Here is an 18,338-nt window from a genome sequence, read left to right as displayed (position 1 = left end):
TCATGACTGTTTGCACGTATACTATTCACATTGTATACGTGCTTATTTTTATTTTGAGAGGTGATCCCACATGTATATAGGTCGCATCGTCCGACACGGAATTGATTGTTTACGAATATTTAATGCCGTTATTGGGTCGATCCTTTGCGTGTTATTGTTATTTTCCGTTCCAGGTATGATGCTATGGGGTGTGATGTATGGACTCCATCTACTGCCATTCTTTCATTTTCAGTTCTTCACAAGTATAGGGTTGAATCTGCTCTATTTCACGGGCTTCTTTGGATTAACAATCGGAGTTGCGTTGGCAATTGTTGTTTTACATACACGACTGCACAACCGCGACATTGTGCACATCTCAGCGCTATGCCCGAAAACATGGCGAGAATGGGTGAGTGTCTTTATCGGATTCACTGCATATATCCATATATTCCACTTGCTATCCGATCGTTTACAAACAACCATCGTTGGTGGAACGATTTTTGCGGTATGTGTCTTTGTCATCATTGTCGGTGTAGTGATCGGCTTGGTGATTCTTGCGAACAGAGAGGAACAGGAAGACGACGATATAGATGATGACAAAAGCAATCTCGCCTTTAACCGCTTCGATCCGAGTGACATCTTTGGCATGACGTGTGCGATCACACTCGCCGTAGTTGCGTTTCTCCTTTTTTCGGCTGTACCTGTTGCAGTCTCCTGGATAACCATCCATTTATGGGCCAAAACATCCCTTGTGACGATGGACTATGGGCCAGATTTCTGGGGTAATGTCTTGTATTTTAGCGGCTTTACCTTATTGGGCTGCCTCGTCCTCGCCCTTGCAGAAGGCATCGTCATCTTTAGTAAACGTAAAGAAGTTGATAGTCTGAGAGCGTTACTACCAAACACGTCAGCGGAATATATGATGTGTATCCTTGTATTAGCAGTCTATATGAATCTATTTGTGTGGTTTTCTGAAAAACTACAAGCCACCGTACTCGGCGCAACACTCATTGCCTTCTGTTTTGCAGGGACATCGTTTGTAACGTCATGGTTGTTTGAGCAATTGGAGGGGTTGGATGAGGATGAGGGAGAAGAAGAGGAAGAGTGAGGGTGTGTATGAGCTGGGGAATTTAGACAAAGTGAGAAGTTGCAGGAGGGAAAGCAATGAAATGGTTTCTTAGTTCAGTTGGAACAATTTTAGTATCATTTGCTACAATTTTATTCATAGCATTCTTGTTTAACTTTCAATCTCCCGAAGTATTTCTGATTTCATATGCCATAGCCAGTATTCCTATTTGCTTGATCGGTACATTAATCGGAGAGTTAATTTATCATCTCTTGCCAAACAAAAACTTTTCCTTTTTGAAAGCACTCATGTTTTTATTTCTTGGTGCTGTAGTCCTATGGCTAGTTCGTATAGTGGGAATGATTTTTACTGGCGAATATATTTGGAATAACTTTTCCCTTATTAAAAATACCCTCCTTTTCTTTTCGGGAATTGGCGCGATTTCTTCTTTGGCGTTTTACTTGTTAAGGAGCTATACAGAAAGGTTATTTTCTTATACGGGTTAAAAGGATCGCATGTGGATTTTACTGCGCATTCCACAAACGAAAAATGACTTGATCTTCTTGCGGAGGCTTCAAGTCATTTTTGACGTCTTTCATGTATCAATCCCCAACAAGATACCCCACAATGAAACAAACCTTTTCCCGACTTACCACCAACAATGAACCACTATGATTATAAATGTCGAAAAATGCATAAAAGTTATCCTTTATTTTGCGGGAATTTTCTTGTAAACTTCTAATTAAGAAATACGTTACACCTTTTCGTAGAAATTTGTTTTCATATGATCGTGCGATACATATGTTGCTCGCCGATATGAAAGGAGCTGGTAAGAAAGGGATTTGTGTTGCAAGTCTGGAAAGCGATAAAACGGATTCATCACCAACAGAACCGACCGAGAGGGGTTATTGGAATGAAGCTAAAGTTAGGAAATTTGTTGCCATTCGTGTTACTTTTTCTTCTATCTTTTCAACTGTTTTTTCAGCCAGGACAAACATTTGCGCTCAACACAAATAACGGCCTTACACATACTTCTACAGAATTGAACACCGACGATCCTTGTGTGAAACCGTATGAACTGACTGCGTCGTTTATGAAAGAAAAAGAGCGCGTGCCAATTGATCTCGTATTTGTACAAGATGCAAGCGGTAGTTTCCGCCATACGATCGACACGGTTAAATCGACATTGAATGAAGTCATTGACCTCTTATATCCTGAAAGCCGTGTACAATTAACGACATTCCGCGGCGCCAAAGGAAACAAAACCGCTGATGGAAACGTGCAAGAGATCGACTGGTCTTACAATGTTCATACCGCTCAACCACTGACGAGCGATTTCGCGCAAGCAAAAGCTGCGGTCAATGCTTTTGAGATTGGCTCAGCTACGCCGACTGCTTCTGGTCTAAAAGAAGCATTGGAAAGCTATGAAAGTAATAAAGGTGACATCCAAGATCGTCAAACAGTGTTTGTCCTCATTACAGACGGGGTTGCCAATACGCGTCTCGATGGCTACCTGCATCAACGTGACAACAACTTTACGATGCGCACACCGAAAGGGCAAATGAGTGTCGAATACAATCAAGATTATAAAACCGCAACTGCCGAGGCTGTTGCCCAAGCGAATGAGATTAAAGCAAAAGGCTACGGGATGATTACCGCTTACTGGGAGGATTTTGACCTCTTTACGCAACCAGGCCAAATGGAAGATCGCTACAATGGTGAGCTTGTCAATCCGGAGCGTGACAGCGAAGATTATCCGGCACGGCCATATGTGATGGCTGCGTTACAAAATATGGCTTCTACACCAACTGATTTTATTGAAGCAAGCACAAAAGATGGTGACCGCATTAGCGACTTCACCGACAAGTTGAAAAAACTGATTGCGACAAAGCAACAAATGCACGCGACTTTTACCGTTGATGAACGCTATGACATTGATGAGGATAGCGTGAAGCTGATGGCCAGTGACGGTACGACGATCACACCGGAAATAAACGGCAATGAGATCACCTTTGATCTTGCTGACGTGCCGGTTGGCCAATATGAGATCACTTACAAAATCACGCAAAAGTCGTTGATCAAAGAATCTCACACCGCAAGTACCGGCACGCTGTTCATTGAGGGGAAAGAAATGGCGTTTCCAATCGTGACCCATGACGCAAACGATGCATCATGTTGGGATGTGCCCCCACCGCCAGTGACACCAGATCCACCAACAATTACAAAAAATATCAACGACACCGATCATCTATTGATTGATCGCGAGATGGAATTTCTTTATACAGTTGTCACAACGATTCCAGAAGACATTGCCACATATGAGTCATTCACGATTACCGACAATGTTGATGCTGGTTTAAAAGTGAATGAAGGTGCTGTAAAAGTGGAGGTTGATGGCGAGGAATATGAAGGTTTGAAGCTTGCAGTGGAAGGTAATCTCATCACCGTTGCAGTGACAGACTTTGCTGGCTTAGAAGGGAAGAAAGAAATCACGCTGTTCATCCCAGCGATGATCGACGCAGATACAGATTTGCGCCAATATGAGGATGAAAAGATTCCAAATATGGCGACCGTTAGTTTTAAAAACGGTTCAGGTGAAGAAGGGAAAGCCGATTCACCGGTCGTGACGGTGACGTCGCAAACAAAAGAACAACCGAAAGAGCCAGGAGAGGAAAAAGATCCTCCAAAAGACCCAGGGAAAGATCCTGAGCCACCAAAAGCTGGACCAGAAAAGCCTGGCAGTGTATTGTTGCCACAAACAGGCGAAGCGTTTCTCTGGTACTTGATGGTGATTGGTCTAATCTTTGCGGCGGCAGGTGGTTATCTGTTGTTCAAAAAGAAAAAGAAGGTCTTGAACGATTAAGTATTAAAACATGAGAAGGTTAACCGTGCTTTTGGTTAGCCTTCTTTTGTAAATAAAGGGTGGATCACAACATGCGAAAGAAACTCGGCCTGGTGCTACTGCTAATTGGCATTTTAATCATTACTTATCAACCAATCATGAATCATGTGATTAGCCCCTATTTCTTAAAACGTGCGCAAGCAAATATGTTGCAACTTTCAAATGAACAATTGAGGGAAAATCAAACGATCTCTTTTGATGATGCGTTTCGATTCGAGGATATTGACCAGGTCAGTGTATTGGACCCTTTTTTTACCGTAGATACGTCCCGTGTGCTTGGAGAAATCTCGATTCCAAGTGTTCATATCCATCTACCTATTTTATACGGAACGACCAATGAAACATTGAAAGTTGGGGCAGGGACGATGAAGCCTGAGCAAAAAATGGGTGCGGGTAATTACGCACTAGCGAGTCATAATTCCCGCAATCAAGCGTTGTTATTTGCGCCATTGCGCAAGATGGAGGAAGGGGACACGATCTACATTCGTGACGACCGTTACACGTATGAATATGAAATGATTTCAAAGGAAATCGTCGATCCGACCCGAGTGGACGTCATTGAAGATCGTGGAGACACCCCGATTATTACACTTGTCAGTTGTTACAGTGAGGATGGTTCTGATCGGATCATTATTACTGGGGAGTTGGTCAACAAAAAATGAAGCCAAGAATCGACGCTATTCGGTACGTGGTAACGAAAGTGGTAAAGAGAACTAACCTTTGTAGGCTAGTTCTCTTTTAGGTTTAGCAATCATCGTTGTGGAAGAAGACTGTTAGTTTAAAAGAAATTCTCCCATTTAAACATACATAAAGTAAGCTGTTTATCAATGACCTTTTGTGACTGGATGATAAATCCTGCGTTCTCATATAAGCGAATGGCAGGTGCATTACGTTTAGATGTAGACACATATAACGTGTTATATTTCGTTTGTACATATTTTACAAGTGCGCGCCCGATCCCTTTTCGACTATATTTTCCATCAACAATCAACTTTACAATGGTTGCTGCGTGTTCATTTCCATCTTCAAAGCGTTCAATAAAGATGACACCTAAAAGTTTTTGATGATGCTCGCCATAAATCCCATAAACAATGCCAGGAAAACCCTTTATCTCTTGTATCGTCTCACGTAATGGTGGGATGTCTGGATATTCAATGAGTCTTGCTTCACGTGTGTAGGCTTCCATCTGTAGTTTGTGTATGTCTGTAGCAACGGCCGGTGACGTTATTTGCAGGATTTCAACTACCATTCATATCCCTTCTTTCGCGAAAAGTGGATCGTTCTTTCATATAATAACACGATAAAAACGATTTTGTGCAGGAATACACCTGCACGATGTCGAATATTAATATTGAAGGTTGTATTGAAATGAATTACAATGCTCAAAGCTTCACAATGCATTTCAGAGACAAAGATAGGGGTGTGAGACAATGGCAAATAAAAAAGTCCTTTTACCTGGAGGTTCTGGATTTCTTGGGACGTCATTTGCGAATTATTTGGTAACAGTAGGATACGAGCCAATCATTTTGACACGATCACAACAAGCGGATCGCAATGGGATTAAATACGTACAGTGGGATGGGCAAACAGTTGGGCATTGGCAGTCAGAATTGGAAGGGGCTACGGCGGTCGTTAATTTCACTGGCAAAAGTGTCAATTGTATCTATACAAAAAAGAATAAAGAAGAACTGATACGGTCACGTCTGGATTCTGTGAAAGTCATTGATGAAGCCTTAAAGCAAACAACAAACCGTCCGTCAGTCGTCATTCAAGCCGGTTCATTGGCTATCTTCGGTAATACGACAGAACGATGTCATGAAGATAGCCCACATGGCGATGACTTTCCGTCTTCCATATGCAAACAATGGGAAGAAGCCTTTTTTAAGGAAGACATTACCGGTGTGAGAAAAGTCTTATTCCGCATTGGCTTTGCGTTAGGAAAAGGCGGTGGGGCGTTAGGGCCGCTCTTAAAACTTGCAAAAATAGGGTTAGGCGGTACCGTTGGAAATGGTCGGCAATATATTAGCTGGCTTCACATCGATGATTTAAACCGGATGATCGTTCGCGCGATCGAAAATGAGGCGATGACAGGGGTTTACAATGCAACGTCAACTGAGCCGGTCCAAAATAGTGAATTTATGAAATCGTTAAGAACGTCCATTGGCAAAGGATGGGCCCCGCCGGCTCCGAAATTTGCGGTCATACTAGGAGCGTACACGTTTATGAGAACAGAGCCAAGCCTCGCTTTGACAGGGCGGCGCTGCTATCCACAACGACTGATTGATGAAGGGTTTTCTTTTTCATACACGGATTTAGATCAGACATTAAAAGAACTTGTAGGATGAACATTGGAAAAGGGGTGCTTCCGTTGCTGGCGGCACCTTTCTGCTGTCGTGTGTTGTTGCGGATCACTTGCCAGCGTTGTAAAATGGTATGACGATGAAGTGAGTATAAAGGCAAGGAGAAAAACAAATGACTTCTTTTATGTTCATGGTCAGTTTAATGTTGTTTATTTGGGGCCTGATCTTCACCAATGAACTGGCCACTATAGACGAACAAGCGACGTTCATTTTTATCATTACAGGATGGCTCATACTCTATTTTCTCCGTCCACTCATTCCTGTGTGGAAGGCGTGGCAATTGCTGCTGATTATCTCCTATACAGTCATTCATTTATGTTTGCTGTCACCCGAGTCGCTATATCCATGGCTGATGTATTATTTTTTTCTCGTTGATGTTGCAATGAATGAGAAGGGGACGAACAAAACACCAATTTTTATAGCGCTAGGTATGATAATTAGTGGTGTCTCCTTTATACCGTTTATACTTGATACTGTTACATATCCAATCTTTTTTCATTTGTGCATCCTCATCGTGATCTTTTGTGCGATCATTTACTTAAGACACTTTAAACAAGAAAATGAGGCGCTTAAAGATAAGTGGACATCTTCTTCTATTGAATATCGTGCATTAAAAAGACATGCCTATCATTCTGAACAAAACGCTAGAGCAGAGGAACGAACCCGCATTGCCCGAGACATGCATGACTCAGTCGGTCACCAGCTGACGGCATTGATGATGCAACTTGAGATGACAGAACGTAAAACTGGGGAAAAAGAAGTAAAATCCCTAGTTGCGCAAGCTAAGCAAATGGCACGTGATAGTTTAAATGAGACAAGACAAGCTGTACGAGCTTTAAGTGATCAAACATATGGCATTTCTTCTGTGCTGCAATTGATTCGCAAACTTGAATCAGAAAGCCACATTCGTGTCCAACTAACGACAAAAGAAGGTGCATTATCAGCATCTTTAACAAATGAACAATACGTGACAGTTTATCGGTTCGTACAAGAAGGGATTACAAATGCGATGCGGCACGGATTTTCCCGTGAGGTGACGATCATACTTGAAGTGATTGGATCAAGCAGCTATCAAATGCGTGTTGAAAACCGGATTCATTCATTAACACCATTTGAAAAAGGGTTTGGTTTAATCGGTTTAACGGAACGCTTAGAGTCACTTGATGGCCGCTTAGACATTTCGAGATCAGCCACACACTTTTGCCTTACTGGTGTGTTCCCATTGAAAGGAGCGATCGTGAAGTAATGAATCATTTACTGTTAGTAGAAGACCTACATCTTGTAAGGCAAGGATTGAAGATGATGATTGAACAAGATGAAACGCTCCGTGTCATTGCTGAAGCGGGTAATGGTCAAGAGGCGGTGGAAGCATATGAACGACACATGGTGGATCTTGTGCTTATGGATATAAGAATGCCAGTAAAAAACGGCTTAGAAGCGACAAAAGAGATTCGTGCCCGTCATCCAGTCGCAAAAGTGCTCATGCTTACGACGTTTGATGATGACGCATATGCACTTGAAGCGCTGAAATACGGGGCATGCGGTTATTTATTAAAAGATGCTGATGCAGACTATTTAATTCGAGCAATTAAAAGTGTTTTAAATGGTGGCATGCACTTAGACGACAGTGTCGCAGCAAAAGTGATGCCACACTTGTTACATGCGCAACCGTCAAAAGGAGCTGGAGAAAAAATAGCATTATTGACAAAGAGAGAGCTCTCCATTGTCAAACTGGTTGGCAACGGGAAGAACAATCAAGAGATTGCGGATACGCTGTTTTTAAGCGTTGGAACGGTGAAAAATCATATTAGTCAAGTGCTAGATAAACTGGATTTGCGTGACCGAACGCAGCTAGCGATTTATGCTATAAGGCAGCAATTATGCTAAATAAAACCACGCGACAGAAGCATCTGGTTAGCGTGGTTTCTTTGCGTCAACAATTAAGGACGGGAAGGTGATTTTGTCCCCTCGATTTCGGGGATCATATTTCTTCGATCGAAAGATGACCCCACCCTCGCCATCCCAATCTACATAATGGAAAGTGCCAGTCTCATCACAATATTCAAGACAGTCCACGATAAATCCCGCAGCTTCAAACATGTGCGTCAATGTACGGTATGTATGAACAACTTTATGGGTTGCGGCTGGATGATCGATTGGACCTGGACCCCCAATCTGAACAACATGTTGGTATGCTTCGTCTGGGAAAAATCCATCAGGAACGGCACAGCGAATATAACCTAAAGGTTTCAGGAAATCATAACAGAGCTTCGCTGCGCGCATTCCTTCCTCTAGTGTTAAGTGCTCCCACACGTGTTCGGCTAAAATTGCGGAAATTGACTGAGGTGAGAAGCGCTTTTCCCATGTATGTCTGGCGAGCAAGTTAAGTTCAGTCTCGTTTGTGTGAATCCAACCCGGATTATTGTTGTACGGTCCGGCACCGACAACAACCTTTATATCTACTTGTGTCAATTTATGTCGCCTCTCTATATTAGACTTCGCTAAGAGTAACTTGTATTCCTGCTAAATGGCACGATGATTTTAAAATTGTGACTTTGGTCATGGTTTTATTGTATGAACATGTGACAAAGTGCAGTGTGCACATGCTTTCTCGTTTAGTACACTGTGAGAAAGAGAAATGAGGGAGGAACAAACATGCTTGAAGTAGTGGACCTATCGAAATCTTACCGCAAACAACAAGTTGTAAAGGGCATTAATATGTTTATTGAAAAAGGAGAGATGATTGGATTAGTCGGACCGAATGGGGCAGGAAAATCAACAACGATTTCCATGATCGCTTCTCTCATTCAACCAACTGAAGGGGACATTTTGATAAAAGGGAAAAGTATTAGAAAGAAGCCACAGGCAATTCGCGAAATACTCGGCATCGTTCCGCAAGAAATCGCGATTTATCCTGATCTAACCGCCCGTGAGAATCTCATTTTCTTTGGTCGCATTTATGGGTTAAAACATACCCAGTTACAGGACCAAATCAAAAAAACGTTACAGCTCGTCGGATTAGAAGAACGCCAAAGCGATCGCGTCCACACATTTTCTGGTGGGATGAAGAGGCGTTTAAATATTGCTGTCGCATTGCTCCATCAGCCAGAGATTATCATTATGGATGAACCAACTGTTGGCATTGATCCTCAATCGCGCAGTCACATTCTAGAAACGATCAAATCATTAAATCGTGAATATGGGATGACGGTCATCTATACTTCTCATTACATGGAAGAAGTAGAGTATCTTTGCGATCGACTCTACATTATGGATCAAGGGCATATGATTGCCTCAGGCTCAAAAGAAGAAGTAAAAGGGATTCTTTCTTCAAATGAAACGATTGCCATATCTGTCGTGCACGAGTCGCCTCATTTTTTAGCAGCATTACAAAGTCATCCTAACATTTTATCAGTCAAAATGGAGGGACGTACACTCACCATGATTGTAGCTAAACAAGACAATATTTTAGAAGACTTATTTACTCTTGCTCGTGAAGCAAAGGTAGTGGTTTCAGCCATTAACATTCAGACGCCAACACTGGAGGACGTTTTTTTACATTTAACTGGGCGTACATTACGTGACTAGAAAGGAGGGAGGAAGATGTTTCGAACATTAGTAAAAAAGGATCTGCTTCATTTTATAAGAGATCGGAAAGAGCTACTCATGCTCCTGTTTTTACCGTTTCTATTAATTACGATCATGGGATTTTCATTAAAAAATATCATGAGTGGTGATGATGAAGCCTTTTCCGTGACAATGGCAATCGTCGACGAAGGAAACCATGGCGTGGAAGAAAGTCAGTTTCTAGCAAAATTACAGGCACAAGGATTGTCCCATCAACAAACCGAGATGTTGACTGATGTGTCATTGCCGGATCTACTCACGACACAAATTGAAGAAAACGAGCACCTTAATTTTATTCAACTAACAAAAGTGAATGATATTAGTCTCATTGAGACAAAAGATTTTGATGGGGTGATTCATTTTCCGTCAGGCTATCGACAAGCAACATGGGAACAACTTTTCTTTGGGGAACAGGAGGTTCCACCTGCTAACGTATATTTAAACGGACAATCATCATTAAAAGCGTCTATCGTTGAACAAATCATTGACCAGCTGTATCGTTACTGGAATCTTCATATTGGTTTCGGTGAGGATGGATTCACTGTGGGGGAGGAAAATGTGTTGACGTCAGCACCTGTGGGCAGTTGGGAATCTATTGATCAACGTGAATCTGTGTCTGCTTTTTCCTACTATACAGTCGGCATGAGTGTAATGTTTGCTTTATATATGATATCTTTTGTGGCAAATCATGCGCGATTAGAGATGGTCAACCATGTTTTCTGGCGTATGATGCTGGCTAACGTGAATCCGTGGATGTATATGATGAGCAAATGGGCATCGGGTACACTTTTAGCGTTTGGACAATTGGTCGTCGTTTTTAGTTTGTCGGCAATCTTTTACCAAACAACGTTTCCTGATTTAGTACCCTTTTTAGTCGTGACAATGTTGTTCGCAGCAACAGTTGGTTCTTTAGCGGTTTTACTCACAGCACTTAGTTTTCGGTTAAAAACAGGGAGCTTAACAGACCTTTTTTCAGGGGGAATGGTTGCACTCATGGCATTTGTCGGCGGAAGCTTTTTCGACATCGAACAAATATCGCGTACGCTTTCTGACATTGGTGGATGGATGCCTAATGGCGTCGCGCTACGATCCTATTTACATCTATTAGGGGGCGGGGAAATGTCAGCACTTTATCACACCTTTTATCGCTTACTATTGATGATCGTCATTTTCTTCTGCGCTGCATGGATCATATTCCCGAGAAGGAGGGGCGCACAATGAGAATAATTTTATGGAATTATTGGCGTCACCTTCTGTATCGGCCATGGTATATACTAGGTTTCTTTGGATTAGCGGTTATCTTCTCTTATGCAATGGGGCAGACAACCGTCTCTAAACAACAAGTCCCCGTTTATACAGAGGACATGACAATAGAAGAAACAGATGCGGTGATTCATCGTTTAAATGAACATGAGGTGTTTCATTTCGAGTTGAAAGAGAAACAAGGCATTGAGCAAGGGCTACGTGATCACGAGTTGGACTTTGCGGTCGCATTAGAAGCAAATCACTTTCGCTTTTTGTCGTCAGTTGAGACGGGAGAGTCTCGTGCGATTTACATGTACTTGACCACTTTTTATGAGGAAGAACAAATGATGAATGAAATGGCTGAGCAAATGTCGCACACGCCAACAGCGGTGCGGAACCTCATTGAACAGCGCCTCGAAAACCCTGTTTATACGCTGAAGAAAACCCAGACAGGGGGAGAGAGCGACTTTAAATACGATCAAGCATTGCAGTCATTGTTTGGTTTCAGTCTTTACTTTACAATCATGACCATTTCTTTTACACTGAGCACCATTGTTTATGAAAAACAGTATGGTTTATGGGACCGCCTAATGATGTCGCCGCTTCGCAAAACACAAGCTTACTTCGGGCACTTGACATTCAGTTTTTTGCTTGGTTATGGGCAACTCATCTTGATGTTCGTTCTTTTTAAGTATGGGTTTGGTGTTGATTTTTACGGGGGATTTTGGGTGTCACTCGTAGCGCTCATTCCTTATGTTTTTGCTACGGTCTCGCTTGGCGTTATGATCAGTGGCTTTGTCTCAAATGCAAGGCAGCTTGATGTCGTTATCCCACTTGTCTCTACGAGTATGGCGATGGTGGGAGGGGCATTTTGGCCATTGGAAGTGGTAGGATCAAATATTGTTCTTTTCATATCCAAATTTATACCCATCACGTACGGAATATCATTGCTGAAAGGAGTGACAGTCAACGAGGCACCTATGAGTGAATTGTTGTTCCCAGCAAGTATTCTTATGTTGATGGGGGTGCTATTCATGAGTATTGGGTTGAATATGATGGAACGAAAGGCAAGTCGCTAGCGAGGAGCCGGAAGTTCGTGAAAGGCTTCCGGCTCCTCATTATATTTACTTTTCTCTCTGTTGTTCCACTTGAAGTTCGCTGACCTTTTTCTCGGATAAGCCGGTAGCTTCTGCGACAAAGGATATACCCATCTCTTTTCTAAGCAAACGCTTTGCTGTTTCAATGACACCTTTCTCAATGCCTTTCTCAATGCCTTTCTCAATGCCTTTTTCAATGCCTTTCTCGATACCTTCTTGAATTCCTTCCGCGCGTCCTTTCTGCCAACCAAACCGTTCATACGAATTCATGAAATCATGAATGGCACAGCTTTCCTCGTGGCTCAACTGCTTAATTTCCTCTCGCAACGTGAACTCCTCCTTTTCACTTAACCTGAGATATGTGTCAAAAAACTTTACGACATGATCACGGTGTTCTTCTTTTAATTCCAATTTTAGCAGGAGTCGCAAGAAGGCTTTCTTGCAAGCGACTTTCTCCTCTTCAGTATACCCCATAAGCGACATCAATGCAGCTGCAGCAGGATTTTTCATCTTCATAAACTTCCGCCAAGAAAGCTTCTTTAAAAACAAACTTTCATACGTAAAAGAGAAATACGTTTTTCCATTAATTGTATGCATGATTTCCGTTTTAGGTTCCTTGTTTGGGGTTTTATAACTAAAGATCGCAATTGGTAGAATGGGACATTGATAACGGTCAAGCAGGCGCGCATAATAGCCGCTCATGCGTTGGGCGAAATGTGGTTGATAACTCGCCTGTGCTTCGACGTGAATAAGGATGACGACGTCTTCAGACTTCAACCTTGTTTTCACAACAAAGTCCGGACGTTGGGGAGGACTTTGTTCACCAGAAAACCACGCATCAGTCGAAATAGGTTCAAGAGACTGTAAATCAATATCAAGAACGATGTCGGGGAAAAACGCTTCCATAAAATTAGCGAAAAAATAGTCGAGTAGTTGCCGAAAATTTTGGTCGTGAGAGGGATGTTTCGGGGACATATAAAAAGCTCCTTTCGAGGTGAGGTGGGGGAAGTTGGCACGGGGGTCACAATGAATCTATTCGTGAAGCAAGGATGGCATTCCTGCTAAATGGTACAAATTCCGACATTATTTTTTTTGGTGTCGTGCGAAAATGCATGTCTAAACAGATTAAAATCAGCTTTCGTCTCAACATATAAGTTTACTATTTCATATGAGATAGAGCTGCGTTTGCCCGGTTTGGTTCCTGTAATGTATATTATGTAAACTAATACTGCGCACAACAACGGTGTTAACTCATCTCACGTTCTTGGTTCTCTCCGTTGGTATTGTTCACATACTTGTGTTCGTATTCTTCCCACGCTTATTCGATTTGTGAAAAATCGCATATAGACCAATGAAAATGACATCGCTCAATGCCTAGACTAGAATTTTGCGAAAAAGCACCCATTCATTATCCTGTAAATCATATTGTCTAGTACAGTAAAAATCTCCCCTCTCCTGCTTCCGATTTACAATGTTCAAAAAAATGATTACCACTTTTTTGTCACATTTGTTTAAAGAAAGATAGTGACAGAAGCTTTATGCCCTTTTAAATGAGCGATCCTTTTATAGAATCATCCCTCACTCAGATAAAAAAGCGCTTTCATATTTGTGACAATCATGTTACAATGTAGTTGTCACAGAAAAGTCACAACCTGCATTGGCTATACTAACGTACAAGGAGGGAAAAATATGGATTTATTTTTTGCTTACATGCTCGTTGCATCGGCAACGCCGTTATTTTTATGGCTCGAGCATCGCAAGATCGCATTCATGAGTATTCCTTTTATTTTAATCATGTGGGGCTTGTTCGCTTCCTTCCTCATGGAATTCACCCCACAAACCACTTTTGTTGTAGCATTTCTATTAAATGTATTGATTGCCCACGTTGCAGCTTTCCTTTTGTATACGTATCCTTACTTGCAAAAACGTAAAGTACGAACGACGATTCGCTCAAAATAAAAGGTGACAATGCCTTATGCATCGTCACCTTTTCCTTTACAAATGCCCCGTCATCAATACAAAGTATGTTCCGACGACAATGATAACAGCAATAAACAATGCAAACACGGTATGACCGATTTGCCACTTGCCTTCTTTTCCTTCACCGATGTGCATGAACATAAACAGTTGTACCCCCATTTGTACGAAGGCAAACACAAAGATGATGATTACCCGCACTCGAAGAGAAAGTGCCGTTTGCGACATGACCCAGACGGCAAATAGGGTGAGCACAATTGAAAGCAAGAAGCCGACAACATGTGACCACGGAAATGTATCGTGTGCGGTCGATTCTTTTTCTGCGTTCATATTATATCCACTCCATTCCAAGCAAGTAAACGCCCGTGAAAATAAGCACCCAAATGACGTCGAGAAAATGCCAATACAGACTTGCAATGAAAAATTTAGATGTCGTTTTTGGCGTCAAGCCACGTTGCTTTAGTTGAATCGCCAAAATGATCATCCAACCAATCCCAATTGTTACGTGCAATCCGTGTGTGCCAAGTAAAACAAAGAAAGCGGACCAAAATGCACTCGTTGATAAGGTTGCCCCTTCGTGCGCGTAATGAACAAATTCGTAAATTTCTAAGCCGAGGAAACCAAGACCTAGAGCAACGGTAATCCCAATCCAGATGAGCATACGCTTCAGTCGTCCTGCTCGCATTTCGTAGATTGCGATCCCACACGTGAAAGAACTTGTTAATAGTGTAAAGGTCATGAGCAGTACAAGGTCAAGGGCAAATAACTCTTGACTTGTTGCCGCCGCTCCGGCGGTGCGATCGACAAGCGCAAAGTAAGAAGCGAACAACGTTGAAAACAAGGCAAATTCAGCACCGATAAAAACCCAAAACCCAAGAATGTTGTTTCGTCCCGCAGCTGATTGGTACTCTAACGGCATGTGCGGGTTCATCTGTTCTTCTGTTCCCATCGTTATCGCTCCTCCCTCTGTTGCTTTTCAATCGCTGCCACTTGCTCGGCACTTACATAATAGCCATCATCTTCTTCAAACGAGCGTAAAATCATACAAACGATAATCCCGAGCGCCCCTAAACTTGCGAGCCAGAACCAGCTAAAGACGAGGGCAAATGAAGCAATGAACATCATCAAGCACATGACAGGTGAGATCCACGTGTTGTTTGGCATGTGGATTTTCTCGTAGGAAGAAATATTGTTCGGATCAATGCCGTTTTCTTTCCAATCCCAAAACGCATCGCGACTTTTCACTTCCGGTAGTTTTGCAAAGTTATAGAAAGGCGGTACCGCTGAAGAGGTTGCCCATTCAAGTGTACGCCCATCCCACGGGTCGCCCGTTGTATCCCGCTGCGCATAGCGGAAACTGTAATAAATGTTGTAAACAAACAACGCAAAGCCAATCGCCATCATTACTGCACCGATAGTTGAAATGAAATTGAGCGTCAGCCAACCATCAGATTCAAAGTACGTATAAATGCGGCGCGGCATCCCGTCTAATCCTAAGAAATATTGCGGGAAGAAACAGACGTTAAAGCCAATCATAAAGAACCAAAACACCCATCTACCAATGCGTTCATTCAGACGATGTCCAAACATTTTCGGGTACCAAAAGATTAATCCGGCAAAACAAGCAAATACAGTTCCTGCAATTAATACGTAGTGAAAATGTGAAACAAGAAAATACGTATTGTGATACTGGTAATCAGCCGCCGCCATTGCGAGCATGACGCCAGTAACCCCACCAACGACAAAGTTAGGAATAAACCCTAATGACCAGAGCATCGGTGTCGTAAAGCGAATCCTTCCTTTGTGTAACGTAAAGAGCCAGTTAAAGATCTTCACACCGGTTGGAATTGAAATTGCCATCGTTGTAATTGAGAAAAACGAATTGACCATCGCGCTATTCCCCATCGTAAAGAAATGGTGCACCCAGACAAGGAAACTTAAGCACGAAATAATGACAACGGACGCAACCATTGCATCATATCCAAACAACTTTTTCCGCGAAAATGTTGAGATAATTTCTGAAAAAATCCCAAACGCTGGTAAAATGACGATATATACCTCAGGATGTCCCCAGATCCAAAACAAGTTGGCCCATAACATGTCGAGCCCTTGCCCTTGTAAGGTGAAAAAGGCGGTCCCAAATAAACGGTCAAACGTCATCATGCCAAGTGCAACCGTTAAAACTGGAAATGCGAGTACAATGATGAGTGACGTGATGAGTACAGTCCATGTAAACATTGGCATCTTCATTAACGTCATACCTTTTGTTCTCATCTTTAAAATCGTCACAATGAAGTTAATTCCGGTCGCAAGTGTCCCTATGCCAGATAGTTGCAAGCCAAGCGCATAAAAGTTCTGCCCCACTCCGGGGCTAAAGTCATTCGACGCAAGCGGAAAATAAGACGTCCACCCTGCCTCAGGAGAGCCACCAATAATGAAGGACACATTAAACAACGCCATCCCAAAAAAGAATGTCCAGAAACTCAAGTTATTTAAAAATGGAAACGCGACGTCCCGCGCCCCGATTTGTAAAGGCATCACGACATTCATTAACCCAATTAAAAACGGCATTGCCATAAAAATAATCATAATTGTGCCGTGTGTCGTAAAAACTTCATTATAATGCTGTGCATTTAAAAATTCCATTCCTGGTGCAGCGAGTTGTACCCGCATCATTAACGCATCTACCCCGCCACGGAATAACATGAGCAAGGCACATAGGATATACATAATCCCAATTCGTTTATGATCAACAGTGGTGACCCATTCTGTCCATAGCCAGCGCCACTTTTTAAAATATGTGAGTGCGACGACCATGGCAATACTCGTTAGTGCAATTGATATTTGTGCCCCAAGTATCATCGGATCGCCTGTCACAATGAATTCATCCCATTTCAACAGTCTATCCCCTCTCCAAAAACGTTCAATATCTTTTTTCTATATCAATTGGCTGTGATAAAAGTGGCATCTCCCACTTTTTCCCTTCACGAGAGTGTGGACTTAACGCTTTATATCCAAGCTCCGCTCGCCGATCAAGTGCGTACGTAGGTTCTTGTACATGGTCGACAAATGTTAAATGCGTCGAAGAGAATGTCATCTCCGTTGCATGTCCTGGTACCATTAAATGTGCATACTCTTCTTCTGATAGGGGTGGCGCTTCCGACTGGACTTCCTCCACCCATGCTGCGTATTGATCATGTGTCAACGCATTTACTAGAAAGCGCTGTTCTGCGAATCCTTCACCAGTAAAGTTTGCGTTTCGGCCATCGTAAGTGCCAGGTGAAGTCGCAGCCAAATATAATTCTGTCTCCATCCCAGCCATGCTATATTTTTGTCCCCCTAACTGCGGCACCCAAAAAGAAGCCATCGAATCCGCGGACGTTAGTTTGAATAACACGGGACGGTCAGTTGGGATATTGACATAGTTCACCGTCTCAATCTCTTCGTCTGGGTAACTAAAAATCCACTTCCAATTGACACTCGTTGCGTGAATGACAAGTGGCTCCGTCTCCACATTGTCTGCTGTAACTTCTGGCACTTCTTCTAATTGATAAATGGTCATCACAGTTGGTATCGACAATAGTGTAACAATGATGATCGGAATAATCGTCCATGTGATTTCAAGTTTATGACTGCCTTCAATCGACGGATCATATCCTTTATGGTCACTACGGTCACGGTATTTCACGAGCATCATTGTAAATAAAATAAAGACAACCAACACAATAAAAATCATAAATCCAATTGAAAGGATAATTAAATGGCTTTGTTGCTTTGCTACAGGTCCTTGTGGATCAAGTACAGTTAAATTGCCACACCCACTTAACAGTAGTACAACAGCTAACAACGGAAGCCATCTTGCATAAAAAAACGGTGTTCGCACATCAATCACCTTTCTTGTTGGTCCCTAAGTTAATCTCTGAACCTTAGTATTGTATACATCCTATCAGATATCTTCATAAAAAGCGCTATGTAAGCCTGCATCTTGCACATCTCTCATAAAATAGACAAATAAAATTTTTAAAGTGGTCACATCTTTTTTGTAACATCGCTCATATTTTGACACTTTTTTGCCATAATACGAA

18 protein-coding genes are annotated in these 18,338 nt (G+C 42.3%); 11 read left to right on the top strand and 7 right to left on the bottom strand.

The window, feature by feature from the left end; all coding sequences use genetic code 11:
• Positions 1–70: 70 nt before the first annotated feature.
• The 4 genes from BLT29_RS04040 (at position 71) to BLT29_RS04025 (ending at position 4,609) form a co-directional block, all read left to right on the top strand.
• Positions 71–1,087: a hypothetical protein gene (locus tag BLT29_RS04040; RefSeq protein WP_090775034.1), complete on the top strand. Its 1,017-nt coding sequence runs from the start codon at positions 71–73 to the stop codon at positions 1,085–1,087.
• Positions 1,088–1,143: 56 nt separating this feature from the next.
• Positions 1,144–1,551: a hypothetical protein gene (locus BLT29_RS04035; protein WP_090775033.1), complete on the top strand. Its 408-nt coding sequence runs from the start codon at positions 1,144–1,146 to the stop codon at positions 1,549–1,551.
• A 407-nt stretch (positions 1,552–1,958) separates the two neighbouring features.
• A complete protein-coding gene (locus BLT29_RS04030; protein WP_090775032.1) occupies positions 1,959–3,908 on the top strand; it encodes an isopeptide-forming domain-containing fimbrial protein in 1,950 nt (649 codons plus the stop codon).
• Positions 3,909–3,979: 71 nt separating this feature from the next.
• Positions 3,980–4,609 (top strand): class A sortase, encoded by a 630-nt coding sequence (locus tag BLT29_RS04025; protein ID WP_090775031.1) that lies wholly within the window; start codon positions 3,980–3,982, stop codon positions 4,607–4,609.
• Positions 4,610–4,725: 116 nt separating this feature from the next.
• Here the strand turns inward: BLT29_RS04025 and BLT29_RS04020 are convergent, their stop codons facing one another.
• Positions 4,726–5,196: a GNAT family N-acetyltransferase gene (locus tag BLT29_RS04020; RefSeq protein ID WP_090775030.1), complete on the bottom strand. Its 471-nt coding sequence runs from the start codon at positions 5,194–5,196 to the stop codon at positions 4,726–4,728.
• 181 nt (positions 5,197–5,377) lie between these two features.
• Between BLT29_RS04020 and BLT29_RS04015 the strand changes: the two genes are divergently transcribed.
• From BLT29_RS04015 to BLT29_RS04005, 3 genes are all read left to right on the top strand, one after another.
• A complete protein-coding gene (locus tag BLT29_RS04015; protein WP_090775029.1) occupies positions 5,378–6,292 on the top strand; it encodes a TIGR01777 family oxidoreductase in 915 nt (304 codons plus the stop codon).
• A 127-nt stretch (positions 6,293–6,419) separates the two neighbouring features.
• Complete coding sequence (locus BLT29_RS04010; protein ID WP_090775028.1) at positions 6,420–7,553, top strand: sensor histidine kinase; 1,134 nt, start codon at positions 6,420–6,422, stop codon at positions 7,551–7,553.
• Positions 7,553–8,194, top strand: coding sequence for a response regulator transcription factor (locus BLT29_RS04005; RefSeq protein ID WP_090775027.1), 642 nt, complete (start codon positions 7,553–7,555; stop codon positions 8,192–8,194). Before BLT29_RS04010 ends, BLT29_RS04005 begins: the two co-directional genes overlap by 1 nt.
• Before the next feature lie 27 nt (positions 8,195–8,221).
• Here the strand turns inward: BLT29_RS04005 and BLT29_RS04000 are convergent, their stop codons facing one another.
• Positions 8,222–8,779 (bottom strand): class I SAM-dependent methyltransferase, encoded by a 558-nt coding sequence (locus BLT29_RS04000; RefSeq protein ID WP_090775026.1) that lies wholly within the window; start codon positions 8,777–8,779, stop codon positions 8,222–8,224.
• 183 nt (positions 8,780–8,962) lie between these two features.
• On the opposite strand from BLT29_RS04000, the gene BLT29_RS03995 reads away from it, so the two are divergent.
• From BLT29_RS03995 to BLT29_RS03985, 3 genes are read left to right on the top strand one after another with little or no spacing between them, the layout of a single operon-like run.
• The gene (locus BLT29_RS03995; RefSeq protein ID WP_090775025.1) at positions 8,963–9,895 is read left to right on the top strand and encodes an ABC transporter ATP-binding protein; all 933 of its coding nucleotides are present in this window, start codon (positions 8,963–8,965) and stop codon (positions 9,893–9,895) included.
• A gap of 15 nt (positions 9,896–9,910) precedes the next feature.
• Complete coding sequence (locus BLT29_RS03990) at positions 9,911–11,155, top strand: ABC transporter permease (protein WP_090775024.1); 1,245 nt, start codon at positions 9,911–9,913, stop codon at positions 11,153–11,155.
• Positions 11,152–12,258 carry an ABC transporter permease gene (locus tag BLT29_RS03985; protein ID WP_176763791.1) on the top strand — a complete coding sequence of 369 codons (1,107 nt, stop codon included), beginning with the start codon at positions 11,152–11,154 and terminating at the stop codon, positions 12,256–12,258. Before BLT29_RS03990 ends, BLT29_RS03985 begins: the two co-directional genes overlap by 4 nt.
• Before the next feature lie 45 nt (positions 12,259–12,303).
• Here BLT29_RS03985 and BLT29_RS03980 read toward each other — a convergent pair whose 3' ends face one another.
• Positions 12,304–13,251, bottom strand: coding sequence for an RpnC/YadD family protein (locus BLT29_RS03980; RefSeq protein ID WP_090775022.1), 948 nt, complete (start codon positions 13,249–13,251; stop codon positions 12,304–12,306).
• Positions 13,252–13,965: 714 nt separating this feature from the next.
• On the opposite strand from BLT29_RS03980, the gene BLT29_RS03975 reads away from it, so the two are divergent.
• Positions 13,966–14,235 carry a spore morphogenesis/germination protein YwcE gene (locus tag BLT29_RS03975; protein WP_090775021.1) on the top strand — a complete coding sequence of 90 codons (270 nt, stop codon included), beginning with the start codon at positions 13,966–13,968 and terminating at the stop codon, positions 14,233–14,235.
• Positions 14,236–14,271: 36 nt separating this feature from the next.
• On the opposite strand, the gene qoxD is transcribed toward BLT29_RS03975, so the two are convergent.
• From qoxD to qoxA, 4 genes are read right to left on the bottom strand one after another with little or no spacing between them, the layout of a single operon-like run.
• Positions 14,272–14,583: a cytochrome aa3 quinol oxidase subunit IV gene (qoxD, locus tag BLT29_RS03970; RefSeq protein WP_090775020.1), complete on the bottom strand. Its 312-nt coding sequence runs from the start codon at positions 14,581–14,583 to the stop codon at positions 14,272–14,274.
• Between the two features lies 1 nt (position 14,584).
• Positions 14,585–15,202, bottom strand: a complete 618-nt coding sequence (qoxC, locus tag BLT29_RS03965; protein ID WP_090775019.1) for a cytochrome aa3 quinol oxidase subunit III — start codon at positions 15,200–15,202, stop codon at positions 14,585–14,587.
• Positions 15,203–15,204: 2 nt separating this feature from the next.
• A complete protein-coding gene (gene qoxB, locus BLT29_RS03960) occupies positions 15,205–17,151 on the bottom strand; it encodes a cytochrome aa3 quinol oxidase subunit I (protein ID WP_090775018.1) in 1,947 nt (648 codons plus the stop codon).
• Positions 17,152–17,176: 25 nt separating this feature from the next.
• Positions 17,177–18,136: a cytochrome aa3 quinol oxidase subunit II gene (gene qoxA / locus BLT29_RS03955; protein ID WP_090775017.1), complete on the bottom strand. Its 960-nt coding sequence runs from the start codon at positions 18,134–18,136 to the stop codon at positions 17,177–17,179.
• Between the last annotated feature and the right edge of the window lie 202 nt (positions 18,137–18,338).

Origin of the sequence: Shouchella lonarensis (genome assembly GCF_900096965.1) — a bacterium.
In the GTDB taxonomy this organism is placed as follows: domain Bacteria; phylum Bacillota; class Bacilli; order Bacillales; family Bacillaceae_D; genus Shouchella; species Shouchella lonarensis.
This window is presented reverse-complemented; position numbering and strand designations above follow the sequence as displayed.